Origin of the sequence: Stappia indica, from assembly GCF_020177335.1 — a bacterium.
GTDB classification, from domain to species: Bacteria; Pseudomonadota; Alphaproteobacteria; order Rhizobiales; family Stappiaceae; genus Stappia; species Stappia indica_B.
On the sequence record NZ_JAIVMG010000003.1, the window covers coordinates 21,327 to 46,431 of the forward strand.

Annotated in this window: 27 protein-coding genes and 1 riboswitch; of the genes, 23 read left to right on the forward strand and 4 right to left on the reverse strand. The window is 67.3% G+C overall.

Going from position 1 to position 25,105, the window contains the following annotated elements; genetic code table 11:
- Positions 1-21: 21 nt before the first annotated feature.
- Positions 22-570: a GNAT family N-acetyltransferase gene (locus LC062_RS04450; RefSeq protein ID WP_224909837.1), complete on the forward strand. Its 549-nt coding sequence runs from the start codon at positions 22-24 to the stop codon at positions 568-570.
- 13 nt (positions 571-583) lie between these two features.
- Here LC062_RS04450 and LC062_RS04455 read toward each other — a convergent pair whose 3' ends face one another.
- The gene (locus tag LC062_RS04455; protein ID WP_224909838.1) at positions 584-889 is read right to left on the reverse strand and encodes a hypothetical protein; all 306 of its coding nucleotides are present in this window, start codon (positions 887-889) and stop codon (positions 584-586) included.
- A 576-nt stretch (positions 890-1,465) separates the two neighbouring features.
- On the opposite strand from LC062_RS04455, the gene LC062_RS04460 reads away from it, so the two are divergent.
- The 16 genes from LC062_RS04460 to LC062_RS04535 all read left to right on the forward strand — a co-directional run bounded on the left by LC062_RS04460 (position 1,466) and on the right by LC062_RS04535 (position 16,059).
- Positions 1,466-2,356, forward strand: a complete 891-nt coding sequence (locus tag LC062_RS04460; RefSeq protein ID WP_224909839.1) for a TauD/TfdA dioxygenase family protein — start codon at positions 1,466-1,468, stop codon at positions 2,354-2,356.
- An 88-nt stretch (positions 2,357-2,444) separates the two neighbouring features.
- A complete protein-coding gene (locus LC062_RS04465) occupies positions 2,445-4,094 on the forward strand; it encodes a GMC family oxidoreductase (RefSeq protein ID WP_224909840.1) in 1,650 nt (549 codons plus the stop codon).
- Positions 4,095-4,097: 3 nt separating this feature from the next.
- Entirely contained in the window at positions 4,098-4,601 is a 504-nt protein-coding gene (locus LC062_RS04470) for a GNAT family N-acetyltransferase (protein ID WP_224909841.1), read from the forward strand.
- Positions 4,602-4,656: 55 nt separating this feature from the next.
- Complete coding sequence (locus LC062_RS04475; RefSeq protein ID WP_224909842.1) at positions 4,657-6,066, forward strand: hypothetical protein; 1,410 nt, start codon at positions 4,657-4,659, stop codon at positions 6,064-6,066.
- Positions 6,067-6,127: 61 nt separating this feature from the next.
- Complete coding sequence (locus tag LC062_RS04480) at positions 6,128-6,865, forward strand: class I SAM-dependent methyltransferase (protein ID WP_224909843.1); 738 nt, start codon at positions 6,128-6,130, stop codon at positions 6,863-6,865.
- Between the two features lie 10 nt (positions 6,866-6,875).
- Complete coding sequence (locus LC062_RS04485; RefSeq protein ID WP_224909844.1) at positions 6,876-8,162, forward strand: diaminopimelate decarboxylase; 1,287 nt, start codon at positions 6,876-6,878, stop codon at positions 8,160-8,162.
- 31 nt (positions 8,163-8,193) lie between these two features.
- Positions 8,194-8,296: riboswitch (TPP riboswitch) on the forward strand.
- Between the two features lie 102 nt (positions 8,297-8,398).
- Positions 8,399-9,277, forward strand: coding sequence for a bifunctional hydroxymethylpyrimidine kinase/phosphomethylpyrimidine kinase (gene thiD / locus LC062_RS04490; RefSeq protein ID WP_224909845.1), 879 nt, complete (start codon positions 8,399-8,401; stop codon positions 9,275-9,277).
- A complete protein-coding gene (thiO, locus tag LC062_RS04495) occupies positions 9,274-10,266 on the forward strand; it encodes a glycine oxidase ThiO (RefSeq protein WP_224909846.1) in 993 nt (330 codons plus the stop codon). The genes thiD and thiO overlap by 4 nt, the downstream gene beginning before the upstream one ends.
- The gene (gene thiS / locus LC062_RS04500) at positions 10,260-10,457 is read left to right on the forward strand and encodes a sulfur carrier protein ThiS (RefSeq protein WP_224909847.1); all 198 of its coding nucleotides are present in this window, start codon (positions 10,260-10,262) and stop codon (positions 10,455-10,457) included. Before thiO ends, thiS begins: the two co-directional genes overlap by 7 nt.
- Before the next feature lies 1 nt (position 10,458).
- Positions 10,459-11,235 (forward strand): thiazole synthase, encoded by a 777-nt coding sequence (locus tag LC062_RS04505; protein WP_224909848.1) that lies wholly within the window; start codon positions 10,459-10,461, stop codon positions 11,233-11,235.
- The gene (locus LC062_RS04510) at positions 11,232-11,870 is read left to right on the forward strand and encodes a thiamine phosphate synthase (protein WP_224909849.1); all 639 of its coding nucleotides are present in this window, start codon (positions 11,232-11,234) and stop codon (positions 11,868-11,870) included. Before LC062_RS04505 ends, LC062_RS04510 begins: the two co-directional genes overlap by 4 nt.
- A gap of 34 nt (positions 11,871-11,904) precedes the next feature.
- Positions 11,905-12,840 carry an ABC transporter substrate-binding protein gene (locus LC062_RS04515; protein WP_224909850.1) on the forward strand — a complete coding sequence of 312 codons (936 nt, stop codon included), beginning with the start codon at positions 11,905-11,907 and terminating at the stop codon, positions 12,838-12,840.
- Positions 12,841-12,850: 10 nt separating this feature from the next.
- Entirely contained in the window at positions 12,851-13,549 is a 699-nt protein-coding gene (gene tenA / locus LC062_RS04520; RefSeq protein WP_224909851.1) for a thiaminase II, read from the forward strand.
- Positions 13,550-13,551: 2 nt separating this feature from the next.
- Positions 13,552-14,307 (forward strand): ABC transporter ATP-binding protein, encoded by a 756-nt coding sequence (locus LC062_RS04525; RefSeq protein WP_224909852.1) that lies wholly within the window; start codon positions 13,552-13,554, stop codon positions 14,305-14,307.
- Positions 14,304-15,074, forward strand: a complete 771-nt coding sequence (locus LC062_RS04530; RefSeq protein ID WP_224909853.1) for an ABC transporter permease — start codon at positions 14,304-14,306, stop codon at positions 15,072-15,074. The genes LC062_RS04525 and LC062_RS04530 overlap by 4 nt, the downstream gene beginning before the upstream one ends.
- Positions 15,075-15,291: 217 nt before the next feature.
- A complete protein-coding gene (locus LC062_RS04535) occupies positions 15,292-16,059 on the forward strand; it encodes a GntR family transcriptional regulator (RefSeq protein WP_224909854.1) in 768 nt (255 codons plus the stop codon).
- A 34-nt stretch (positions 16,060-16,093) separates the two neighbouring features.
- Here LC062_RS04535 and LC062_RS04540 read toward each other — a convergent pair whose 3' ends face one another.
- Entirely contained in the window at positions 16,094-16,765 is a 672-nt protein-coding gene (locus LC062_RS04540; RefSeq protein WP_224910316.1) for a thiamine diphosphokinase, read from the reverse strand.
- Positions 16,766-16,929: 164 nt separating this feature from the next.
- Here LC062_RS04540 and LC062_RS04545 point away from each other — a divergent pair, with 164 nt between their 5' ends.
- A complete protein-coding gene (locus tag LC062_RS04545; protein WP_224909855.1) occupies positions 16,930-18,273 on the forward strand; it encodes an NAD(P)H-dependent oxidoreductase in 1,344 nt (447 codons plus the stop codon).
- Positions 18,274-18,301: 28 nt separating this feature from the next.
- On the opposite strand, the gene LC062_RS04550 is transcribed toward LC062_RS04545, so the two are convergent.
- A complete protein-coding gene (locus LC062_RS04550; RefSeq protein WP_224909856.1) occupies positions 18,302-19,684 on the reverse strand; it encodes an L-serine ammonia-lyase in 1,383 nt (460 codons plus the stop codon).
- 149 nt (positions 19,685-19,833) lie between these two features.
- On the reverse strand, positions 19,834-20,589 hold the full coding sequence (locus LC062_RS04555) for a GntR family transcriptional regulator (protein WP_224909857.1): 756 nt from the start codon (positions 20,587-20,589) through the stop codon (positions 19,834-19,836).
- 214 nt (positions 20,590-20,803) lie between these two features.
- Between LC062_RS04555 and kynU the strand changes: the two genes are divergently transcribed.
- The 5 genes from kynU (at position 20,804) to LC062_RS04580 (ending at position 25,103) form a co-directional block, all read left to right on the forward strand.
- On the forward strand, positions 20,804-22,039 hold the full coding sequence (kynU, locus tag LC062_RS04560; protein WP_224909858.1) for a kynureninase: 1,236 nt from the start codon (positions 20,804-20,806) through the stop codon (positions 22,037-22,039).
- Positions 22,036-22,890: a tryptophan 2,3-dioxygenase gene (gene kynA / locus LC062_RS04565; RefSeq protein WP_224909859.1), complete on the forward strand. Its 855-nt coding sequence runs from the start codon at positions 22,036-22,038 to the stop codon at positions 22,888-22,890. The genes kynU and kynA overlap by 4 nt, the downstream gene beginning before the upstream one ends.
- Before the next feature lie 33 nt (positions 22,891-22,923).
- Entirely contained in the window at positions 22,924-23,550 is a 627-nt protein-coding gene (gene kynB / locus LC062_RS04570; RefSeq protein WP_224909860.1) for an arylformamidase, read from the forward strand.
- A gap of 78 nt (positions 23,551-23,628) precedes the next feature.
- A complete protein-coding gene (locus LC062_RS04575) occupies positions 23,629-24,399 on the forward strand; it encodes an ABC transporter ATP-binding protein (protein ID WP_224909861.1) in 771 nt (256 codons plus the stop codon).
- Positions 24,396-25,103, forward strand: a complete 708-nt coding sequence (locus LC062_RS04580; RefSeq protein ID WP_224909862.1) for an ABC transporter ATP-binding protein — start codon at positions 24,396-24,398, stop codon at positions 25,101-25,103. Before LC062_RS04575 ends, LC062_RS04580 begins: the two co-directional genes overlap by 4 nt.
- Positions 25,104-25,105 lie beyond the last annotated feature (2 nt).

A 25,105-nucleotide genomic window follows, 5' to 3' on the forward strand; every position in this document is an offset into this window, starting at 1 on the left:
CGGGGCGCGGAAGGGGGAAACATGGAGCAGGACCTGTCGGAATTGGAGAGGATGACGCCCGAGGTGATCGCCCAATCAACGCCAGCGGGCGAGCTACGGATCCGCCTGGCCGTTTCCGGCGATGCGCCGGCCATTGCCGATCTGGTGCGCCGGGCCTTCGCGCAGCAGGCCGTTGCGGTGATGCCGCCGCCCTCGGCGCTGGGCGAGACCGGCGGGCGCATCGCCGCGCATCTGGCCCGGGATGGCGGGTTGGTCGTCACGGTTGGATGCGAGATCGTCGCCGCCTGCCTCTGGTCCGTGACGGGAGGCGACATGTATCTCTCCCGCGTGGCGGTCGACCCGCAGTGGCGCCGGCGTGGCATCGCCCGGGCGATGCTGGCCGAGGTGCGCGAACGGGCCCGTGCCGCTGGTCTGGCGCGCATGACCCTGAAGACCCGCATTCTGCTTGAGGGCAACCGGCGGCTCTTCGCAAGCTGCGGGTTTCGCGAGATCGCCCTTCACACTCATGAAGGCTACGAGCAGCCAACCTCGGTGGAAATGGCGCTGCTCCTGGACGACGGAGTGGCGTGACGCGCGTCTCAGGTCAGCGGTCCTTCGGGCGCGCGGCAATGATTTCGGCGATCCGCTCCGTGTCGCCGGCCTGAAGGTGTCGGCCGCGATCGAGGATCTCGATGGTGTATTCCTCGTAGGTCAGCCCCAGCCGCTCCGCCCGCTTGATACGAAACAGGGCGACGTCGCGCGACACGCTCGCCAGCGCCGCCTTGCGGGCCTTCTTCCAGGTGAAATAGCTGCCGACCGGACCGGTGCCCCATTCGGGCCGATGCTCATCGTCGAGCGGCGGCCCGCCGTTGTGGCCGATCGGCGCCGGAGCGATGGGGGGAAGGTCCATTGAAAGGGATGCGCCGCGAAACATTCCAGGGCTCTCCGCTGCCAGGGCTCTTTTCTGCCAGGGCTCTTTTCCGACTGTCGCCTACCGCCTGCGGCGACCGAATGATCCACTCGGCATAACCGGCTTGCGCGCGCTCGGCAATGCCGCCGGATCAGGCGGAAAATTCGACTGCCTATAGATTGGGCAGATTTTGCGCTTATCCTCGCTTGTCCGCGATGTCTGGCGCCGTACCGGACGGCAAGCCCTGTCAAAACTTCACAGGGTGCGAGAGCGTGGAGCGGGAGCGGCGAGCCGTTTGCCGTCGGTGGTTCGAGAAAGGTGCCGCAGATGGTGCGAAAGGCGTCGGAGTTGCACAAATTTTCGTCCCGATTGCGCAAATAATTCGCAAAATTGGCTGGGATATTGGCCGGATTGCAACAAAGTGAGCCGGTCGGGTCGGGCCCGGGCGGCGGCGGGGCTCCGTAAAACTGACGTAGCGGTAGCTTTCGGTTGACAGTATCGTCCTTGCATTGCAGCTTGTTTGATGTTGCAATCTATGGGGGTGTTGCGTCGAGCCCGTCGCATCGGAGGCCGGACATGCTTGAACTCATTCCGCTGGCAGATCGCATCGGCATTGAAGTCCGGGGAGTGGATGTGACGGGGCCCATCAGCTCCGGGGATTTCGAGCGGATCTACCAGGCCTGGATCGACAATACGATCCTGCTGTTTCGCGATCAGCACATGACCACGGCCGAGCAGATCGCCTTTACCCGACGGTTCGGCGAGGTGATCAGCTACACGCGCAGGGAGTTCGCTGAAGGCAGCGAGCCGGAAATCCTGATCCTGTCGAACATCAGCAAGGATGGCAAGCCGATCGGCTCGCCGGTCAGCGGCCGGGTCTGGCACACCGACGGGCATTACCTTCCCGAGCCGCCGGCCGGCTCGCTCCTCTATGCCCTGGAAACGCCGGCTGAGGGCGGGGATACGCTCTTCGCCAACATGTTCGCCGCCTATGACGCGCTGCCCGAACCGGTGCGGGCGCGGATCGAGGATCTGCAGGTGGTCATCAGCCGGGTGCAGTCGCGCCCCTACAACTATCCGGACCGCCCGCCGGTCACAGACGAGGAGCGGGCCGAATGGCCGGACGTTCCGCAACCGATGGTGCGGTTCCATGAGGAGGCCGGGCGCAAGGCGATCTACGCCGGCGGCAACGTGCCCTGGCGCATCGTCGGCATGGATGAGGGGGAAAGCGCGCCGCTGGTGACCTTCGTGCAGGAGTTCTCGGTGCAGCCCCGCTTCACCTACCGGCATAAGTGGCGGCCCGGCGACATCATCCTGTGGGACAACCGCAGCGCCCTTCATCGGGCCACCCCTTATGACCTCGCTGGCAGCCGCAGGCTGATGCATCGCACCACGCTGGCGCCACGCCGGGCGGCGCCCGAGGCGCGAACCGGAGGACGGGAGTACGGCGCGGCCATGGCCGGATGACGGAACGCCCGGGGGGAGAGCGCCCGGCGAGGCGCAGGGTGCGGTCTGGCGGCGTGCCGGGCGGGCTCAGGTGGGGAAGGGGGACAGCGTGATCACGGAATGTGACTATGCGATTGTCGGTGCTGGGGCGGCCGGCTGCATCCTTGCTGCCCGGCTCAGCGAAATCGCCGGCGCGCGGGTCCTGCTGCTGGAGGCCGGCGCCCGTCGCCGTTCGCCGCTTCTGTCGATCCCGGCCGGGGAGACCTGGTTGCTCGGCAACCCGCGCTATGACTGGCGCTTCGAGACCGAGCCGGACCCGAGCCTTTACGGCCGGCGCCTGAAGATCCCGCGCGGTCGCCTGCTCGGCGGGTCGAACGCCATCAACGGCATGATCTTCGTGCGCGGTCAGCGCGCCGATTTCGATGACTGGGCGGAAGGCGGCGCGCAGGGCTGGGGCTGGGACGATGTGTTGCCGTTCTTTCGCAAGCTGGAGGACTGGCAGGGCGGAGAAAGCGAGACGCGCGGGCGTGGCGGCCCGATCCGGGTCGAGCTGCCGCGTCAGCGCGAGCCCTTGTGCGATGTGTTTCTGGAGGCGGCCCGCCAGACCGGATTTGCCGTCAATCCGGACTACAACAGCGGGGATCTGGAAGGTTTCGGCTATTACCAATGCACCCAGCGCTGGGGGCGCCGGGCTTCGGTGGTGGAGGGATATCTTGCCGGCGCCCGCGTCCGTGCCAATCTCGCGGTGGAGACCGAGGCGACGGTGACGGGCCTGTGTTTCGAGGACCGCCGCTGCACCGGTCTGCGGTATCGGCGCGGCGGCGAGCGCCACACCGTCACCGTGATGCGCGAGGTGATCCTGGCCGCCGGAACCATCGGCTCGCCGCAGATCCTGGAGCTCTCCGGTATTGGCGAGCCAGGGCGCTTGATGCGTGCCGGCATCCATGTGCATCACGCCCTGTCGGCGGTTGGCGAGAATTTGCGCGATCATCTCGCCGCGCGCCTGCGCTGGCGGGTCGGCCAGCGCGTCACCTTCAACGAGCGCACCCGTGGGTTGGCCCTCGCCGGCCAGATCGCGCGGTATCTGACCACCCGGCGCGGGGTACTCAGCCTGCCCATCGCGCTTGGCTTCGGCTTTGTCCGCAGCACGCCGGGCGAGCCGGTGCCGGACCTGCAGTTTCATTTCGCTCCGGCCAGTTACGGTCCCGGCTCGACCCGGCGTCTCGACCGCCACCCGGGCATGACCCTCGGGGTCTACCCGATGCGGCCGCTATCACGCGGCAGCGTGCATATCGCCTCTGCCGATCCGCTTGGGCCGCCGGTGATCGAGCCGCGTTTTCTGTCCGAGGATGAGGATCGACGCCGGCTGATCGCCGGCATCCGCATCGCCCGTCGCATCGTCGCGGCGCCGGCATTCGATGGCTATCGCGGGGAAGAAACCGCGCCGGGGGCGCATCTTTGGGACGAACGGTCGCTGACCGACCATCTCAGGGCCAGCGCCGATACCTCCTATCACCCGGTCGGAACCTGCCGCATGGGGTCAGGCGCCGGCGCGGTGGTCGACCCTTGCCTGCGGCTGCGCGGCCTGTCGGGCCTGCGGGTGGTGGATGCCTCGGTGATGCCGAGCATGGTCTCGGGCAACACCCAGGCGGCGACCATGATGATTGCGGAAAAGGGGGCGGCAATGATCCGCGAGGAGGCCGGAGTGCGTTCGGCGGGTGCAGTTCGTGCGAGCGAGCTTGCAGGCGGGAGGGCTTAGCCGATGAACCGGATCGTGCTGCAGTACCGGATCGTCAGGGCCGGGCCGACCCTGCCGGGCATTGCCGCGCTGCTTGCCGCCTCGGAAGTGCACGCCCATGCGCTCTATCCGCCGGAAAGCGTTCACATGCTCGATGTGACCGAGCTGACCCGGCCGCATGTGCGCTTTCTCGCGGTGGTTTGTGGCGAGGGGATTGCCAAGGGCTGCGGGGCATTGGTGCTCGACCCGGTATCCCACACCGGCGAGCTGAAACGCATGTTCGTCGCGCCTTCGGCCCGGGGGCTGGGGCTCGGCGCGATGCTGCTCGGCGGCCTGGAGGCGGAGGCCCGGGCGGAAGACCTGCGGGCGATCCGGCTGGAAACCGGCATCGACCAACCCGAGGCGCTCGGCCTTTACGGTCGCTTCGGCTATCGCCGGCGTGACCCGTTCGGCGACTACCGCCCCGATCCGCTGAGCGTGTTCCTGGAGAAACGGCTGCTGCCGGATGCGGAGGGGAACGGCGGCTGATCCCGCACGCGGAAACGCAAAATCGGGCGGGGACATCCGGCAAGGAGAGAGGCAGATGACAGGCGGGCGGTTCGATCATCACGGCAATTGCCAACGGGCGGGGCGCTACAGGGGCTGGCGCGGTGTCTTCTGGCCGCCGGCCGATGGCTACCGGGTGCTCTGCCTGGATATTGGCGCCGAAACTCCATCGCTCGGCAGTGCCTTCGAGGAGGACATGGCGCATCTGGCGGCGCTGATCGAGGGCGAATGGGCGGCCTGCAAACGCCAGGGCGTGCCGGGACGGACGCGCCTGCGCGACCCCGAACCGATTGCCGCCTGCCTGCGCAAGCTCGCGGCGCGGCTGCCCGCGCAAAATGACCGGCAGGCGTTGAGCCTGCGCGCCAATGCGCTTGAAACCGGCTATGACGCCGCCGCCCTGGCGCAACTGGCGGAGATCGACGAGGAAATCGCCTTCGTCGCCGGGCAGATCGCCACCTGGTACGGCAAGCAGACCGGCGGCCTGCCGACTGCCTTCGGCTGTCGCCGCGATGAGGCCGCCCGCGCAGCCGTTGCCAGGGCACGGGAACTGCACGGCGAGGTTGGCGACTACCTGCGGGGCCTGCGCGCTGGCCTGACCCTTGGCGAGGTGCCCGCCTTTGCCCCGAGCCGGGTGTTCCTGATGGCCGGCGAGGGCAATCGGCACCCCAAGCACATCGCCTATTTCCTGCCGGAGGACGAGGGGGTGAAGCGCTCGCCCTTCAAGAAGAGCTATTACTTCACCAACACCCATCGGGCGCTGATCGACGCGGTGTCGCTGCCGCTGGCCCGCCGCCTGCTCGATCTCGGTCGGCCGCTTCCCGAGGAGGCAAGCGGCTTTGGTCAGATCCCGACCCTCGGCGTGCTGGCCCATGAATTCGGCCATTTCGTGCATCGTCCCGAGACGGAGTTTGCTGCGCTGAATGCCGCCGATCGCTGGAATTCGGTGGTGCTGCAGGAGGTGGCGGCGGATGTCTTTGGCATGTTGATCCTGGCCGAGGTGCTGGCGCCGGCCCTGGATCTGTCGCCCGAGCAGGTGCTGACCTATCACCTTGCCGAAGCGTTGCGCTATGTCGACCGGGGGCTTGGGCTCTTCCCCGACAGCGACGGCATGTATCTGCAACTGGGCTATCTGACGGCCTTCGGCGTGTTGTCCTTCGAGGAGGCCGGTCCGGACGGCCGCTCTGCTCCTTGTCTTGTCGGCGATCCGCAGGCGGTGCTGGCCGGTTTCCGCTCGCTGGCCCGGGTGCTGGCGGATACGCTTCTGGCCGGTGAAGTGGACCGCAGCCTGGCGCTGTGCCGCGACTTCGGTCCCGGGGCGGGGACGGAGACCGCCCGGCGGCTTGCCCCGCTCGTTGAGCATCTGGCGGCGGGGTTGCCGACGAGCATCGACTACCGGCAGGAACAGGCCGCGCCCGTGACGAGCGCCCGGGTGGCCATCGCAAGCTGACCGGCTTGATGCCGCAGGAGGGACCGCCTCGGCGGAATCCCTCGACAGGAGGAGGACGTCGATGACGCAGACAGCGGGAATGGTATCCCTTCGCCAGGAGCTGGGGCGGGTCCGGGACTACTACTGCACGCGGCGGGCGGTGGACGGTCAGCGGCAGCGGAGCATTTACGAGATCTGGGAGGCGGGGGAAGCGTTCAATGATTCCGTGACCCCCTCCACCTATTGCCCGGACTATCGCAGCCACATGATGCTGAAGATCCTGTCGCTGACCGGGGACGGCGACAGGGTGTTTTCCTTAGGCTGCGGCAATGCCTTCGTCGAGGGCGATCTGGTGCGCGCGGGCCGCCCGGTCCAGGCGATCGACTGCAATCCGGAGGCGGTGCACCTGGCTGCCGGCAAGGGGCTGGAGGCCTTCACGGCGGATTTCTTCGATCTGCCGAATGGGGCGCTGATGGCGTTCGACGTGGTCTATGCGGACGGGTTCCTCGGCCATGTGTTTCGGGCCGAAGACGAGTTGACCGGGTTCTTTCACAAGCTGGCGATGCTGGCCCCGCCGCCCGGATGCTGGCTGGTGCTGTCCAACGATGCGCCGCTGAGCCGGGAGGCGCTGGTGGAGCCGCACCCCCGCGTGGAGGATTTCTGGCTGTTGTCGCGCCGCTATCTCGATACGGTGCTGGGCCGGTTCGGCTTCGAAACCTCGGAGCAGTATTACTTTCCCTATCAGAGGCCGATCAGCGGCCTGCGCAACCGCACCATCTGCATTGCCCGGGTGCCGGGTGCCGACCGGATGACGGGATAGCCCTATGCCGGTGTCGGAGAGCTTTGCGGCGCGGCTGGCGCCGATCATCGGCGATCTTGCCGAGACCTGCGGCACGCCGTTCCACATCTACGATGCGGCGGGAATGCTTGCCACGCACCGGGCGATGGTGGCTGCCTTCGGCGACTGGCCGTTTCGCCAGTATTTCGCGGTCAAGGCCCTGCCCAATCCGGCGGTGCTGTCGCGGCTTCTGGCCGCCGGCAGCGGGCTCGACTGTTCCTCGCCGGTGGAATTGCAATTGGCGCGCGCGGTGGGCGCGCGCGGCGAGCAGGTGGTGTTCACCTCCAACAACACGGTGGCGGAGGAATACGCCGCCGCCCGGATCGCCGGCGCCCTGATCACCTTCGATGATCCGGCGCATCTGGCCCGCGCCGAACACTTGCCGGAGGTGGTGGCGTTTCGCGTCGCGCCGCATGGGGCGGCGGCCGGATCGACGCTGATGGGCGGGGCGGGACAGTCGAAATTCGGCGTGCCGCGCGGCCAGCTCGTTGTCGCCTACCGGCAGGCGCAGGCACGCGGTGCCACCCGCTTCGGCATCCATGGCATGACCTGCGCCAACGAGCGGGACGCAGGCGCGGCGATCCGCGCGGCCCGGGATCTGGTGGCCGCCGCCGCCGAGGTGGCCGAGGCGCTGGGCATTGCCTTCGACTATGTGAATTTCGGTGGCGGGCTCGGCATTCCCTATCGCCCGGGAGAGGCGGCCTTCGACTTTCCCGCCTATGCGGCGGCGACCCGAGAAATGCTGAGCGCGGCCTTCCCCGGAAGCCGCCCGCGCGTTTTGATGGAATGCGGGCGCTATGTCACCGGCCCGCATGGGGTGCTGGTCGCCCGGGTGGTCAACCGGATGGCGAAGGAACGGCAGATCGTCGGCCTCGATGCGTCCATGTCGGCGCTGATGCGGCCGGGCTTTTATCGCGGCGCCTATCACCACATCACCTTGCCCTTCGTCGCGCTGGGGGGGCGCGCGCCGGTCACCGTCGATGTGGTCGGCTCCTTGTGCGAGAATATCGACCGGTTCGCGGTCGACCGCTCCTTGCCGGACCCGCGCGTGGGCGATCTGGTCTATATCCACGACACCGGCGCCCATGGTCATGCCATGGGTTTTACCTACAATGGCCGCCTGCGCCCAGCGGAACTGCTGTTGACCGAGGCGGGCGAGGTGCTGGAGATCCGCCGCGCGGAAACCTTCGCCGATTACACCGGCACGCTGCGCTGGGACCCGGTTGCCGTCGGTCCGGCCCTCCACGAGACCTCTCCGATACCCGCTGCGGGTGCTTGACCGCAGGGTCGCCGTCTCCTATCGTCGCCGACATCATTCGTTGGGGTGCCGAAAGGCTGAGAGGCGCGTTGAAGCGTCAACCCACTGAACCTGATCCGGGTCATGCCGGCGGAGGGAACGGATATTTGCCAAAAAGGCGCGAGGCCCCGAGAACGGGCCGCGCCGCGTATTGGCGCAAGCCTTTCTCCATGCCAGCAGGATGCCGGATCGCCCAGTCAGAACGTGGGTGAAACGGAATGCGACGAGATCAAGCTTCAGGCGCCGTCGGAGAGAGCGGGCAGGCGAGCGGTTCGCCGGCTGGCTCCGTGCCGCCGGCCATCGCGCTGACCATTGCCGGCTCGGACAGCGGCGGCGGTGCCGGGATCCAGGCGGACCTGAAGGCGTTTTCCGCCCTTGGCGTTTATGGCGCCAGCGTGATCACTGCCGTCACGGCGCAGAACACCCGCGCCGTCACCCGGGTGCATGACATTCCGGTCGATGTGGTGAGCGCGCAGATTTCTGCCGTGCTCGATGATCTCGATGTGGCGGCGGTGAAGATCGGCATGCTGTCCTCGCCGGAAATCGTCGCTGCGGTCGCCGATGCGCTCGCCGGCTTTTCCGGGCCGGTGGTGCTCGATCCGGTGATCGTCTCCAAATCAGGCGCCAAGCTGCTGCGCGACGAGGCCATCGCCGCCCTGCGCGAACGGCTGATCCCGCGCGCCAGCCTGATCACCCCGAACCTGCCGGAAGCGGCGGCGCTGCTGGGCACCGATCCGGTGCTGGACGCCGACGGGGCTGAGCGACAGGGCGCGCAGTTGCTGGCGCTCGGTCCCGCCGTGCTGATGAAGGGCGGACACGGGGAAGGCGCCGAGTGCACCGATATCCTGCTTCGGGCCCATAAAGCGCCGCTGCGCTTCACCGCGCCGCGACTGGAAACCGCCAACACCCATGGTACCGGCTGCACCTTGTCGGCGGCGATCGCCGCCGAATGCGCCAAGGGCGCCGATCTGGCCGAGGCGGTGCGTGCCGCCCATGCCTATCTGCATGAGGCGATCCGCGCCGCTGACACGCTGAAGGTCGGTTCCGGCCATGGTCCGGTGCATCATTTCTACCGGCAATGGGAGCTGCACCAATGAAGGTCTCGGTCATCGGCGCCGGTGTCGTCGGGCTGGCCTGCGCCAGCGAATTGCAGGCGCGCGGCGCCAAGGTCACCATCTATGAACAGGGCGAGAGCGTCGGCGACAGCGCCTGCTCCTGGTGGGCCGGCGGTATGCTGGCCCCCTGGTGCGAGCGTGAGAGCGCCGAGGAGCCGGTGGAACGGCTCGGCGCCGAGGCGCTCGACTGGTGGGACGGGCGCGTTGGCGGCGTGGAGCGCAACGGCAGCCTGGTGCTGGCGCTGGGCCGCGATGCGGGCGAATTGCGCCGCTTTGCCCGGCGGACCTCGGAGTATGAGGAGATCGACGGGACGCGGGTCGGGGCCATCGAGCCGGATCTTGCCGGGCGTTTCGGCGCCGGGCTCTACTTCGCCGGCGAGGGGCATCTCAACCCGCGCCGGGCACTGGCCGATCTCGCCAAGGGGCTGGCCGCGCGCGGGGCCGAGCTGTGCTTCGGCTCCGCCATGGAGCCGGACAATGCGCCGGGCGATGCGGTGCTCGACTGCCGGGGGCTGGCTGCCCGCGATGTGCTGCCGGGCCTGCGCGGAGTCAAGGGCGAGATGCTGGTGATCCGCAGCGCCGATGTGACCCTCTCCCGTCCGGTGCGGCTCTTGCATCCGCGCATTCCGCTTTACATCGTGCCGCGCGGCGACGGGGTCTTCATGGTCGGTGCGACCATGATCGAAAGCGATGACCGCACGCGGATTTCCGCCCGCTCCATGCTGGAGTTGCTCGGCGCCGCCTATGCGCTGCATCCGGCTTTCGGCGAGGCGGAGATCCTGGAAACCGGCGTCGATGTGCGCCCGGCCTTCGCCGACAACCTGCCGCGCCTCGTTCGTCACGGCAATGGCCGCGTTCTGCATGTCAACGGCATGTACCGCCATGGCTTCCTGCTCGCCCCGGCCGTCGCCCGGATGGCCGCAGAGGCCGTGCTCGATGCCACCGCTACCCCGGAGTTTTTCCAATGCTGATCAAGGTCAATGGCGAAGCGCGGAGCGTGGAGCCGGATAGGCTGTCTGCCGTGCTGGATGTGCTCGGCTATGGCGAGGCGATTGTCGCCACCGCCCTCAACGGCGAATTCGTGCCGGCGGAAGCGCGGGCGGAAACCCGGTTGCGCGAGGGCGACCGGCTCGAAATCCTCGCCCCGATGCAGGGAGGCTGACATGCTGCGTGTCTATGGCGAGGAGATCGCCAGCCGGCTGTTGCTCGGCACCGCCCTTTACCCCTCACCGGCGATCATGGTGGAGGCGGTGCGTGCCTCCCGCGCACAGATCGTCACCGTGTCGCTGCGCCGGGAAGCGGGCGGTGGCGGCGGCGCCGGGCAGGATTTCTGGGCGCTGATCCGCGAGCTCGGCGTGCGCGTCCTGCCCAACACCGCCGGCTGCCACTCGGTCAAGGAGGCGGTGACCACCGCGCAGATGGCACGGGAGGTGTTCGGCACCCCCTGGATCAAGCTTGAGGTGATCAACGACGCGGAAACCCTGCAGCCGGATGTGTTCGGCCTGGTCGAGGCGGCGGGCATCCTGACGCGCGAGGGGTTCAAGGTGTTCCCCTATTGCACCGAGGATCTGGGCGTTGCCGACCGGCTGCTGACCGCCGGGTGCGAGGTGCTGATGCCCTGGGGCGCGCCGATCGGCTCGGCGCGCGGGCTCAACAACGTCTATGGCCTGCGCTCCTTGCGTGCCCATTTCCCGGATGTGCCGCTGGTGGTGGATGCCGGTCTTGGCGTGCCCTCCCATGCGGCGGCGGCGATGGAGCTTGGCTATGACGCGGTGCTCCTGAACACGGCGGTCGCCAAGGCCGGCGATCCGGCGGCAATGGCGGGCGCCTTCGCCCTTGCCGTGGAGGCGGGACGCACCGCCTTCGAGGCCGACCCCATCGAGGCCCGCGACATGGCCGCCCCCTCAACGCCGGTGCTTGGAAAGGCTTTCCTGGAATGACCTTCGATCCGTTCTATCCGATTGTCGACAGCGCCGACTGGGTGGCCCGGCTGGTGCCGCTCGGCGTCAAGCTGATCCAGTTGCGCATCAAGGACCAGGAGCCGGAGACGGTGCGGGCCGAGGTGCGCCGCGCCGAAGCCCTGTGCCGGAAAGAGGGCTGCCTGCTGGTGGTCAACGACCACTGGCAGATCGCCATCGAGGAAGCCTGCCGCTGCGTGCATCTGGGGCAGGAGGATCTGGACGAGGCGGACCTCGGTGCGATCCGCGCCGCCGGCCTCCGGCTTGGTCTCAGCAGCCACGATCATGCGGAGCTGGACCGGGCGCTGGCCGCCCGGCCCGACTACATCGCCCTCGGGCCGGTCTATCCGACCATCCTGAAGAAGATGAAATGGACGGAACAGGGGCTCGACCGGGTCAGCGAATGGAAGCGCCTGGTCGGCGCGATCCCGCTCGTTGCCATCGGCGGCATGAGCGTGGAGCGGGCCCCGGGCGCCTTCGCCGCCGGTGCCGATATCGTCTCCGCCGTCACCGACATCACCCTCAACGCCGATCCGGACGCGCGGGTGCGCGCCTGGCTCGACGTGACCCGCAACGCCGGTCCGGGGGCTCCTGTGCCCGCCGGGCAGCCGGCCTGATCAACCCGACACACCTGACAAGAGGCTCATTCTCATGCGTATTCTCGCTCTGATCGCTGCGCTTGCGGTCGCCATGCCCGCCCATGCGGCGGACAAGATGACCCTGCTGCTCGAATGGTACGTCAACCCGGACCACGGTCCGATCATCGTCGCGCAGGAACTCGGCTATTTCGCCGATGAGGGGCTGGAGGTGGAGATCGTCGCCCCGGCCGATCCCAGCGCGCCGCCCAAGCTCGTCGCCGCCGGCAAGGCGGATCTGGCGATCTCCTACCAGCCGCAGGTGCATCTGCAGGTGCATGAGGGCATGCCGCTGAAACGGGTCGGCACGCTGGTCGCCAGCCCGCTCAACTGCCTGATGGTGCGCGACGAAGGTCCGGTGAAGACCATCGCCGACCTGAAGGGCCGCAAGGTCGGCTATTCCGTCGCCGGCGTCGAGGAAGCGGTGCTGAAGGCGATGCTCGCCAAGAACGGCATGAGCATGGACGATGTGGAGATGGTCAACGTCAACTGGTCGCTGGCCCCGGCGGTCATGTCCGGCCAGGTCGATGCGGTGATCGGCGCCTATCGCAATGTGGAGCTGAACCAGATGGCGATCGAGGGCGTCAAGGGACGCTGCTTCTTCGTCGAGGAAGAGGGCGCGCCGAGCTACGACGAGCTGATCTACGTCGCCCATGCGGACACCATGGACAAGGACAAGATCACCCGCTTCCTGTCGGCGACCGAACGGGCGATGCAATACATCGTCAATCACCCGCAGAAGAGCTTCGAGATCTACTCCGGCACGGCCAAGGAGCTGCAGGACGAACTCAACAAGCGCGCCTGGTTCGACACCATTTCCCGCTTTGCCCTGCGCCCGGCGGCGCTGGATGCGGGCCGCTATGAGCGGTTCGAGGCGTTCCTGCTTGAATACGGCCTGATCAACGAAAAGCGGCCGGTCGCCGATTTCGCCATCGACGTGACCGCGAAGTAAGGGGGCGAGAATGACCTTCCACACCACAGCGCCGGATTTCGGCTCCACCGTTTTTGCCCGCTGGCGCGCCGAAGCCGGCGAGGACTGGCATGCCTACACCCGCCATGCCTTCGTGCGCGGTCTTGGCGATGGCACCCTGCCGCAGGCGAATTTCCTTCACTACCTGGTGCAGGACTACATCTTCCTGTTCCATTTCGCCCGCGCCTGGGCGCTGGCCGTGGTCAAGGCGGACAACATCGCCGAAGCGCGTCTTGCCGCCTCGATCGTCGATGGTCTCGTCAACCATGAAATGTCGCTGCATGTGGACATCTGCGGCAAGGCGGGCATTGCCGAAGAGGCGCTGCTGCAGGCCGAGGAGGAGCGGGAGAACCTTGCTTACACCCGCTATGTGATCGACGCTGGGCTGTCCGGCGACTTTCTCGATGTGGTCGCGGCGCTTGCCCCTTGCGTGTTCGGCTATGGCGAGATCGGTGCGGCGCTGGCGGCGGAGGCCGCGCCCGATGCCACCTACCGGCAATGGATCGATACCTATGCCGGCGAGGAGTATCATGACATGTGCCGCCAGGTCGGCGCGCTGGTCGATGCGGCGGTGGAGGCCCGTCTCGGGCCCGATCCGCAGTCCTCGCCGCGCTGGGCCATGATCAGCCGCCGGTTCCGGGCCGCCACCCGCCTTGAGGTCGGCTTCTGGGACATGGGGCTAAGGGGATAGACTTGAAGCACGTTCATCCATCTTCCGCGCGGGTGCCGGCTCCCGGCCTGCGCCTGCGCGGGGATTTCGATCACGCCGGCGTGCCGCTGTTTCGCGATCTCGATCTGACGGTCGCGGCCGGCGGCTGGACCTGCCTGCTCGGGCCTTCCGGGGTCGGCAAGTCGACCGTGCTGCGGCTGCTCGCTGGACTTGAGACCGGCGGCAGCTTCACAGGTGAGATCGGCGCCGACGATGGCGGGCCGATTGCCGGACGCATCGCCTTCATGGCCCAGACCGATCTGCTGGCGCCCTGGCTCGATGTGCGCGGCAATGTCACGCTCGGCGCCCGCTTGCGCGGCGAGACCCCGGACGCGGCGCGTGCCGAGGAGCTGATTGCCCGGGTCGGCCTTGCCGATCACGTGCACAAATGGCCGGCGAGCCTGTCCGGCGGCATGCGCCAGCGGGTCGCACTGGCGCGGGTGCTGATGGAGGATCGTCCCATCGTGCTGCTGGATGAGCCGTTCGGCGCGCTCGACGCCCGGACCCGGGCGGAAATGCAGGAACTGGCGTTCGAAACGCTCACCGGGCGCACGGTGCTGCTGGTGACCCATGATCCGGCGGAGGCGGTGCGCCTCGGACATCGCCTGTTCATCCTGTCGGAAAACGGTCTCAGCGAATGCGCCGGGCTGGAGAACGAGCCGGTGCGGGCGATTGATGCTCCGGAAACCATCGAGATGCAGGTGCGGCTGTTCCGCAGCCTGCGGGGAGGTGTGGCATGACCCGTCGTCGGTTGCTCGATGGACTGCTGGCCGCCACTGTCGCGATCCTCTCGTGGCAAGTGCTGGTCTGGATCACCGGGGTTCCGCCCTTCATCCTGCCGGGACCGCTGCGGGTCGCCGAAACCCTGGTCGACAATGCCGGCCTGATCCTCGATCATGCGACGATCACTGTCGCCGAGGTGCTGATCGGGTTGGTGCTCGGGGCGCTGTTCGGGGCGATGACGGCGCTGCATCTGATGATCTCGCCGCTCGCCCGCCGGCTGGTCCTGCCGGTGATGGTGTTCAGCCAGGCGATCCCGGTGTTCGCGCTGGCACCGATCCTGACCCTGTGGTTCGGCTATGGCATGGCCTCCAAGATCGTCATGGCGCTGCTGATCATCTACTTCCCGGTGGTTTCCACCTTCTATGACGGCTTGCGCCGCACCGATCCGGGGCTGCTGGATCTGGCCCAGACCATGGGCGCCCGGCCACGCCGGACCCTGTTCTTCCTGAGGCTTCCGGCCGCGCTGCCGGCCTTCGGCTCCGGCCTGCGGCTGGCCGCGGTCTACGCGCCGATTGGCGCGGTGATCGGCGAATGGGTCGGCGCCTCGCGCGGGCTCGGCTACCTGATGCTGCTGGCCAATGGCCGGGCGAAGACGGATCTGATGTTCGCGGCGATGTTCGTGCTGGCAGCCTTTGCCGTGGTGCTCTATGCCGCCGTGTCGGTGGTCACCCGGCGTATGGTTCGCTGGTCCGATGAAACTGTCGAGGCGACCCCGCGGCCCTGAAGGGGCGATGATCCAATCCCGCACCTTTGCCCCTGAGGCCCCGTGGGCTTGCCCGCGCCCGGATACTTGCCGGGAGCGCGGGCGGGGTGATTGTCCTTGCCTGCCGTTATATTGGCCGTTTATTGGTAGCATGACAGTTTGCGCCAGTGGCACCCGGCGATCTTGCCGGACGGCGATAGCGATTCTTGGGGACAGGACAGCCATGCGGAACGGGGGAATGGCCGGAGGCGCTGCGGCGTTTCTCTCGGCGGAGAACTGGCCGGCACCGGCCAGCGGGCCGTTGTATCTTCAGGTCAAGCGCCGCCTCGAAGAGGCGGTCAGCAGCGGCATTGTCGCCCCGGGCGACGCCTTGCCGTCGGAGCGGGAGATCGCCAGCCTTGCCGGCATCTCACGCGTCACCGTCCGCCGGGCGGTGCAGGAACTGGTCAAGGAAGGGGTGCTGCTGCAACGGCAGGGCTCGGGCACCTTTGTCGCGCCCAAGCTGGAGCGGGTCGAGCAATCCCTGTCCCATCTGACCAGCTTTTCCGAGGACATGGCCCGGCGCGGCAAGACGACCACCGCACGGTGGCTGGAACGGGGCGTCTTCGAACCCTCGCCGGAAGAAACGGTGGTGCTCGGGCTGTCACCCGGCGACCGGGTGGCGCGGCTGAGCCGGCTGCGGGTCGCCGATGGGGTGCCGCTGGCAATCGAGCGGGCGGTTCTGGCCACCGCCATGCTGCCCGATCCCGAAGGGGTGGAAAACTCCCTCTACGAGGCGCTGGACAAGGTTGGCAATCGGCCGGTGCGGGCGATCCAGCGGATCTCGGCGCAGACCCTTGGCGAGGAGGCGGCGCGTCTGCTCGACGCACCAGTTGGCGCGGCGGCCCTGCGCATCGAGCGGATTTCCTATCTCGCCAGCGGCCGGGTGGTGGAGCACACAACCTCGACCTACCGGGGCGATGCCTATGATTTCGTGGCGGAATTGCGGTTGCGGCCGCCAAGCTGACCGGCTCTTGGGGCGGCGGGGCGGTTGAGAGCCCTCAGACGGTGCCTGCCGTGTCTGTGTCGTAGGGTCGGGCGATCAGCAGCGCCTTGCCGGTCTCCAGCCTGACAGACAGGGGAGCGTCCGTCCCTGCCAGGATCTTGTTCGACAGGGTCAGGGTGTCGCCGAGGGGGACGTCACGCCGGGAGAGCGGCCAGTGCACCCCCTCCAGCGTCAGGCCGGTGAGATCCGACAGGGCGAGCACCGAGAACAGGCTGTTGGCCGGCAGGTCGAACGACTGGTGGCCGGGCGCAAGCGGCCAGGCTTCCTCCAGACCGCTGGTCATCAGCACGCCGATGCCGCGCTCCCGCACCGCCATGCCGAGCAGAAGGTTCTGCATCGCATGGTCCGAGCGCTCGCCGCCAAGGGCGCCGGCGATCACCAGCCGGGTCGCGCCCCGCTCCAGCGCCGCCTCCACCGCGAGCGCCCCATCGGTCATGTCCTTGGCCGGCGGATGGGCCTCGCGCGGGATGTGCTCCCAGGTCGATTGCAGGCCGACGGGGCTTGAATCGAAATCCCCGACCCATAGCTCCGGCAAGACCTCCAGCTCACCGGCATGGCGGATGCCGCCATCGGCGGCGATGGCCGGAAGCCCGGCGACCTGGCGCAGAAGCCGGTCGGTAATCGTCAGATGGCCGCCGAGGAGAATCAGGAAGGGGGCGTCGTTCATGCGTTCAGGGCTCATGCTTGCTCTGGGATGAGGGCCGGTGCGCGGCGACCTGGCGCCGGGGAAACGGTGCTTCGGGTCGGTGTCGCAACGTTCGTCTGGCGCTGACGCCAGCAGGCCGGCACACTATGGCTCATTATATCCCAGAACGATGGTGGGGAGGGAACATGAATCTGTCGCGGATGTTGCTGGCGCGGGAGGCGGAAGGTCGGCCGGTGCGGGTTGCCCTGATTGGTGCCGGGAAATTCGGCTCCATGTATCTGACCCAGGCGCGGCTGACGCGCGGGGTGCATATCGCGGCGGTGATCGACCTTGCCCCGGTGCGGGCGCGCGCGACCCTTGCCAGATGCGGCTGGCCGCAGGAGCAGGCCAAGGCGCGCGATCTCGACGCGGCAGTGGCAACCGGGGCAACCTGGGTTTCGGATAACGCCGAGGCCGTTCTGGCCGATCCGCGCATTGATGTGGTGATCGAGGCAACCGGCGATCCGGCGGTCGGTATCCGCCATGCGCTTGCTGTGATCGCCGCCGGCAAGCATGTCATCATGGTCAATGTGGAGGCGGATGTGCTGGCCGGGCCGTTGCTGGCGGCACGGGCGGAGGCGGCGGGCGTCGTCTATTCGCTGGCCTGGGGCGATCAGCCGGCGCTGATCTGCGAACAGGTCGACTGGGCGCGAACCTGTGGTTTCAAGGTGGTCTGCGCCGGCAAGGGCACCCGCTACCTGCCCGGTTATCACAGCCTGACGCCGGAGACGGTGTGGGAGGTGCTCGGCCAGTATCTCAACATCACCGACCGGGCGAGCATCAACCCGAAGATGTTCAACTCGTTCCTGGATGGCACCAAGTCGGGCATTGAAATGACCGCCGTGTGCAACGCCACCGGCCTGGTCAGCCAGCCGGACGGGCTCGCCTTCCCGCCGGCCAGCCGGTTCGACCTGGCCGATGTGTGCAAGCCGCGCGAGGCGGGCGGAACGCTGGCGCTCTCCGGCACGACCGAGGTGGTGTCCTCGCTGACCCGGGACGGCAAGGACATTCCCCATCATCTGGCGATGGGCACCTTCGTGGTGATCGAGGGCGAGACCGACTACGCCCGCCAGTGCTTCCGCGAGTATCACATGCTGGAGGACGCCAGCGGCCAGTTCGCCGCGCTCTACCGGCCAACGCATATGATCGGCATGGAGCTTGGGGTGTCCGTTGCCTCGGCGGCGCTGCGCGGCGAGCCGACCGGTGCCCCGCGCGGCTTCGTCAGCGATGTGGTGGCCACCGCGAAACGGGCACTGAGGGCGGGCGAAATGCTCGACGGCGAGGGCGGGGCAACCGTCTGGGGCAAGCAGCAGCCGGCCGCCACCTCCTTGCGCGAAGGCTATCTGCCGCTTGGGCTTGCCGCCCATGTGGCGCTGCGGCGGGATGTGGCGGAAGGGGCGGTGCTCACCTGGGAGGATGTGGTCATCGACCCGGAGGCGGAGGCGGTGCGCATCCGCCGGGAGATGGAAGCCCGCTTCGCCCCGAGCTGAGACACAGGCGCGCGCGGGCAGGGCGCGGTCAGCAGGCGACGACGTTGACCGCCAATCCGCCCTTCGAGGTTTCCTTGTACTTGTCGGTCATGTCGAGGCCGGTCTGGCGCATGGTCTCGATGCAACTGTCGAGCGGCACGAAATGGGTGCCGTCGCCGCGCAGTGCCAGCGAGGCGGCGGTCACCGCCTTGACCGCGCCAAGCGCGTTGCGCTCGATGCAAGGCACCTGCACCAGACCGCCGATCGGGTCGCAGGTCATGCCGAGATGATGCTCCAGCGCGATTTCGGCGGCGTTTTCCACCTGGGCGTTGCTGCCGCCAAGGGCCGCGCACAGCCCCGCCGCCGCCATGGCCGAGGCCGAACCGACCTCGCCCTGGCAGCCGACCTCCGCGCCGGAGATCGAGGCATTGGCCTTGATGATGCCGCCAATGGCCGCCGCCACCAGGAGGAAGGTGCGGATACCGGCGCCGCAGCCATCGGGACAATGGTCGAGGTAGTAGCGGATCACCGCCGGGATCACCCCGGCGGCGCCGTTGGTCGGCGCGGTCACCAGCGATCCGCCGGCGGCGTTTTCCTCGTTGACCGCCATGGCATAGACGCCGAGCCAGTCCATCACCGTGTGCTGGAACGGCCGGTTCTTGCCGGCATCACCGAGGAGCTTTTGATGAATGGCGCGGGCGCGGCGCTTGATCTTGAGCCCGCCGGGCAGCTCGCCGTCCAGCGACAGCCCGCGTTCCAGGCAGGCGTTCATGGCGCGCCAGATCCGGTCTAGCCCCTCATCGAGATCGCCGTCGGGATCACGGGCTTCTTCGTTGGCCCGTTTCATCGCCTCGATCGACAGGCCGCTGGCCTCGCCCATCTCCAGCATTTCCGCCGCGTTGCGGAAGGCGAAGGGCGCCCGCTCGTCATTGGTCTGCGGCATCAGGTCGTTCTGCCGGTCGAGCTCCTCGGCGGTGGCGACGAAACCGCCGCCGATGGAATAGACGGTCTCTTCAAGAAGGGTTTCCCCGTCCGGGCCGAGCGCGCGGAAGATCATGCCATTGGCGTGCGCCGGCAGCGGCGGGCCGTAGTCGAACACCAGATCGGTCTCAGGGTCGAAGGCAACGCCGCCGATGCCTTCCACCATCACCCGCTTGTCTCGCTGCAGCCGCTCCATCTCCCCGTCGATACAGGCGGGGTCGATCGTCGCCGGATCGTGGCCGGCAAGGCCGAGGCAGATCGCCCGGTCGCTGGCATGGCCCTTTCCGGTGAAGGCAAGCGAGCCGTGCAGCGAGGCGGTGAGCCGGGCCGGCTTCAGGCCCTTGCTGCGCAGGTCATCGAGAAAACGGCCGGCGGCGACCATCGGCCCCATGGTGTGCGAGGACGACGGGCCGATGCCGATCTTGAAGATATCGAAAACGCTGATGAACACATGTTCCTCCCAGAACGCGTCCGCGGCTTTTTCGCACATGGCGCCCCCACGCCATGCACCGCTGCTTGCGCGGGATCATGACGTGAGGCCAGGGAAACGTCACCCGCAAACTGCCGATTGTCGCAAACGGCCCTGCGGTGTGTCGTATCTCAGCGACCCGAAGCCCGATCCTGGCTGGTGGCCAGACTGCTGCGGTCCTGCACGTCCTCCGGCCAGAGGAAAGCGTAGACGGCGAGGGAAAAGCCGATGTGTTCGTTCAGAAGGGAAATGGCCCGGTCCGCATCGCGGGCAAGGGTCGCGTCCATCAGATCCGTATGATGGGCAAGGCCGAGGGTGCGCTCGATCAGCGCCTGGAAATGGCCGGCCGCCTCGCTGTCCATCTTGCGGCGCGGCGCCGGGCCGCTGATCATGTGCCGGTGATGGCGGGTGAGCTGCTCGCGGATCTGATGCTGAAAGCCGGCCAGCCAGACGGAGCTGTCGCCGGCGAGAAGCGCATCGTGAAAGGCGTCATGCCGGGCTTCCCACTGCGCGATCCTGTCGCCGGCCATCACCGGATCCGGTGGTGGGGTCTGCGCCAGAAGGTAATGGGCGGCGACGACCTGACTTTCCCACTCCGCATCCCCGGATTCGATCGACCGGCGCAACAGGGTGCTTTCCACCGCGCGGCGGGCTTCCTGCAGGTCCACCAGCGAGGCGGCAGAGACCGGCGCGACCCGATAACCGCGATTGCGCTCCGAAATCACCAGCCGTTCGGCTTCCAGCCGCGACAGCGCCTCGCGCAAGGGTGTCCAGCCAAGGCCGTAGCGTTCGGTCAGGGCCGCGATCACCAGCGGCGAATCCGGTGCGAGGCGGCAGGAGAGGATATCGCTTCGCAGGCGGGTCAGAGCTTCGTCGGTCTTGGTCATCGCATGCCGTTTCCATGTGGCGCTCGCTGCGCGTCCAGCGATGATAGGTCAGGAAAATACAATCGACAAAATTATATATGATCCTTGCCGCCTGTCTTCTGCGTTGTTAGTCTGCCTTCGACATCCGGGAGGAACCTGGCGCATAGGCGTGGGTCGGATGCGAACCGAGTTGCCCTGATTTGCGATGGGCCGGTGATTGGGAGAGGCGATATCCATGATGGACGCAGTGCGCGTGCATGCGCGGACACTGGACGAGGACAATCCGTTTGCGGCCCGGCGTGGCCGGTTCCGGTTGCCGGACGGGGTCATCTATCTCGATGGCAATTCGCTGGGCGTGCTGCCGGCGGCGGTGCCGGAGCGTATGCGCCAGGTGATCGAGACCCAATGGGGCGAGAGCCTCATCCGCGCCTGGAACGAGCATGACTGGATCGACCTGCCGCAACGTGTCGGCGACCGCATCGGCGCGCTGATTGGCGCGGCGCCGGGAACGGTCACCGCCGGCGACAGCACCTCGATCAATGTGTTCAAGATGCTGGCGGCGGCGCTGTCGCTGCGCCCGGAGCGCAAGGTCATCCTCTCCGACAACGGCAACTTCCCGACCGATCTTTATGTGGCGCAAGGACTGCGCGACCTTCTGGACAAAGGCCATGAACTGAAGGTGGTCGCCCCGCAGGAGGTCGAGGCCGCGCTCGACGACACCGTGGCGGTGATGATGCTGACCGAGGTCGATTATCGCACCGGCCGCCTGCATGACATGGCCGGGCTGACGCGCAAGGCCCATGCGGTCGGCGCGCTGACCCTTTGGGATCTGGCCCATTCCGCCGGCGCGCTGCCGGTCGATCTTGGCGGCGCCGGGGCCGATTTCGCGGTCGGCTGTGGTTACAAGTACCTCAACGGCGGTCCCGGTGCGCCGGCCTTCCTTTATGTCGCGCCCGAGCATCAGCCTAACATCGCCGCGCCGCTGACCGGCTGGATGGGCCATGAGGCGCCCTTTGCCTTCGATCTCGACTACCGGCCGGCCCCTGGGGTCGACCGGATGCGGGTCGGCACGCCGCCGATCCTGTCACTCTCGGCGCTCGATGCGGCGCTCGATGAATTCGACGGGGTCGATATGGCGGTCTTGCGGGCTCAGTCGATCAGCCTCAGTGAATTGTTCATTGCCGAGGTGGAGCGGCGCTGCGATGGGCTTGAACTGGTCAGCCCGCGCGATCATGCTCGGCGCGGCAGCCAGGTCTCGTTCCGCTTCGAGCATGGTTACGCCCTGATGCAGGCGCTGATCGACCGGGGGGTGATCGGCGACTTCCGGGCGCCGGATGTGGTCCGCTTCGGCTTTACGCCGCTCTATCTCAGCCATGAAGATGTGCTCCGGGCTTGCGAGATCCTGGAGGATATCGTGGCGACCCGGTTCTGGGACCAGCCAAGGTTCCACAAGCGGGCGAAGGTCACATGAGCGGCAAGGGGGAAGCTATGGAACCGTTCGATCCGGCGCGCGATGGCGCGCAGATGGCCTTCGATGGCCGCATGTCCTATGGCGACTACCTGTCGCTGGACAAGATCCTGGATGCGCAGAAGCCGCTGTCCGATGCCCATGACGAGATGCTGTTCATCATCCAGCATCAGACCTCGGAACTGTGGATGAAGCTGGCGATCCATGAGCTGGTCGCCGCCAAGGCGCGGATCGCCAATGACGATCTGCCGCCGGCCTTCAAGATGCTGACCCGCGTTGCCCGGATCTTCGAGCAGCTCACCGGTGCCTGGCAGGTGCTGCGGACCATGACCCCGTCCGAGTACACCGAATTCCGCGATGACCTTGGCCAGTCCTCCGGCTTCCAGTCCTACCAGTATCGGGCAATCGAGTTTCTGGCCGGCAACAAGAACGCGGCGATGCTGCGTCCGCATCAGCATGTTCCGGAAACCTATCAGTGGCTCGACGGTTTGCGTCACGAGACCAGCATCTATGATGAGGCGCTGCGGTTGCTGGGCCGTTCCGGCTTGCCCGTCGATCCGGCGGTGCTGGAGCGCGACCCGGCCGAGCCCTACCAGCGGGATGCCAGCGTCCATGCGGCCTGGCTGGCGGTCTACCGCGACCCGGGCAAATACTGGGCGCTGTACGATCTGGCGGAAAAGCTCGTCGATTTCGAGGATTACTTCCGCCGCTGGCGCTTCAACCATGTGACCACGGTGGAGCGGGTGATCGGCTTCAAGCGTGGTACCGGCGGCACCTCGGGCGTGTCCTACCTGCGGCGCATGCTGGATGTGGTGTTGTTCCCCGAGCTGTGGGACATTCGCGCCGATCTTTGAGGCCGGCACGTTTTTCGCCGACGAGGAGCCTGCATGTCGCAGTTGATTGACATCACACCGCCACTGGCGCCCGGCGCCGCCGTGTTTCCCGGCGACGCGCCCTATCGGGTGGACACGACCTTTGCAATTGGCCCGGGCTGTCCGGTCAACGTGACGTCCGTGTCGCTTTCCACCCACTGCGGTGCCCATGCGGATGCCCCCTTGCACTACAGCGCCGAGGGCGCTTCCATCGACCGGGTGCCGCTGGAGGATTTCATCGGTCCGGCCCGTCTGATCGACGCGCGCGGCGAGGGGCCGCTGTGCCGGCCGGAAGAGCTGTTGCCGCATCTGGACGATGTGCCGCCACGGGTGCTCTTGCGTCTGGCCGATACGCTCGACCCGATGCGCTGGCCTGAAGGGTTTCGCGCGCTGGCGCCGGAGACGGTCGATCTGCTGGCGGCGCGGGGTGTTCGGCTGGTGGGCGTTGACGTGCCCTCGGTCGATCCGGAGACCTCCAAGGAGCTGCCCGCGCATATGACATTCTTGCGCCACGACATGCGAATCCTGGAAAACCTCGCCCTCAGAGAGGCGGATTTCGGGGATTATGAGTTGATCGCGCTGCCGTTACGGCTAGAAGGGCTGGATGCCGCGCCGGTGCGCGCGATATTGCGGCGGGTATGAGCGGCGCAAAGCCGCCAGAAGAAGAGCCCAACAGGCATTGACGTTGCGCCAGGCGCAACCAGCGGGGGGAGAGGCAACATGCTGGAAGTAGACCAGCTTGTGATGAGCTACGGCGGGTTCCGCGCGGTGGACAACTGCTCGCTGTCCGTGGCGGAGGGCAGCATCACCGGCCTGATCGGCCCGAACGGCGCCGGCAAGACCACACTGTTCAATTTGGTGGCCGGGGCGTTTCCGCCGACCTCTGGCCGGATCCGGTATCTTGGCGAGGACATCACCGGGCTCAGCACCGACCGGCGGTTCCATCTCGGCCTGGTGCGCACCTTCCAGATCCCGCACGAGTTCCATCGGCTGACCGTCATGGAAAACCTGATGATGGTGCCGCCGCATCAGGCCGGCGAGGCGCTTCTCGCCAACTGGCTGACATGGGGCAAGGTGCGCCGGAACGAGGAGGAGGTGCACCAGCGCGCCAGGGAGACCCTTGCCTTCCTCGAACTGGAGCATGTGGCCGAGGAGCGGGCCGGCAACCTGTCCGGCGGCCAGAAGAAGCTGCTGGAGCTGGGCCGGACCATGATGACCGACGCCCGGCTGGTGCTGCTCGACGAACCGGCGGCCGGCGTCAACCGGACCCTTTTGCGCAAGCTGGAAGAGAAGATCGCGATCCTCAACAAGGAGCGCGGCTACACTTTCATCCTCATCGAGCATGACATGGAGATGATCGAGAAGCTGTGCCACCCGGTGATCTGCATGGCCGAGGGCCGGGTGCTGATCGAGGGAGATTTCGCCACCGTGCGTGCCGATGAACGGGTGCTGGAAGCCTATCTCGGCGAAACCGTGGGAGCGCCTGAATGAAACCGCTTTTGCAGATGACCGATCTTCACGGCGGTTATGGCGATGCCAATATCCTGCATGGGGTCAACCTTGAGGTGGCGCCGGCGGAAATCGTCGTCATCGTCGGGCCGAACGGCGCCGGCAAGTCGACGGCGATGAAGGCGATCTTCGGTCTTTTGAAGATCCGCGGCGGTTCGGTGATCGTCGGCGGGGTCGACATCACCGGCTGGGAGCCGAACCGGATTGTCGAGGCGGGCGTCTGCTATGTGCCTCAGGTCGACAACGTGTTCCGCGAAATGACCGTGCATGAAAACCTGGAAATGGGCGCCTTCCTGCGCTCCGGCGATCTGTCTGCCGCCTATGACCGGGTCTACGGCCTGTTCCCGGACCTGAAGGAACGGCGCAAGGCGCTGGCCGGCAACCTGTCCGGCGGCCAGCGGCAGATGGTGGCGATGGGCCGCGCCCTGATGCTGGAGCCGAAGATCCTGCTGCTCGACGAGCCGACCGCCGGCTTGTCGCCGAAATACATGGAGCAGATCTTCCAGATCAGCCGGGATGTGCGCGACACCGGTGTCGCCATCCTCTTGGTGGAACAGCACGCCAAGCAGGCGCTGGCTTTCGCCGATCGCGGCTACGTGCTCGCCTCGGGCTGCAACCGTCACGAGGGCACGGGCGCGGATCTTCTGGCCGACCGCGACGTCGCCGACATGTTCCTCGGAGGGTGATG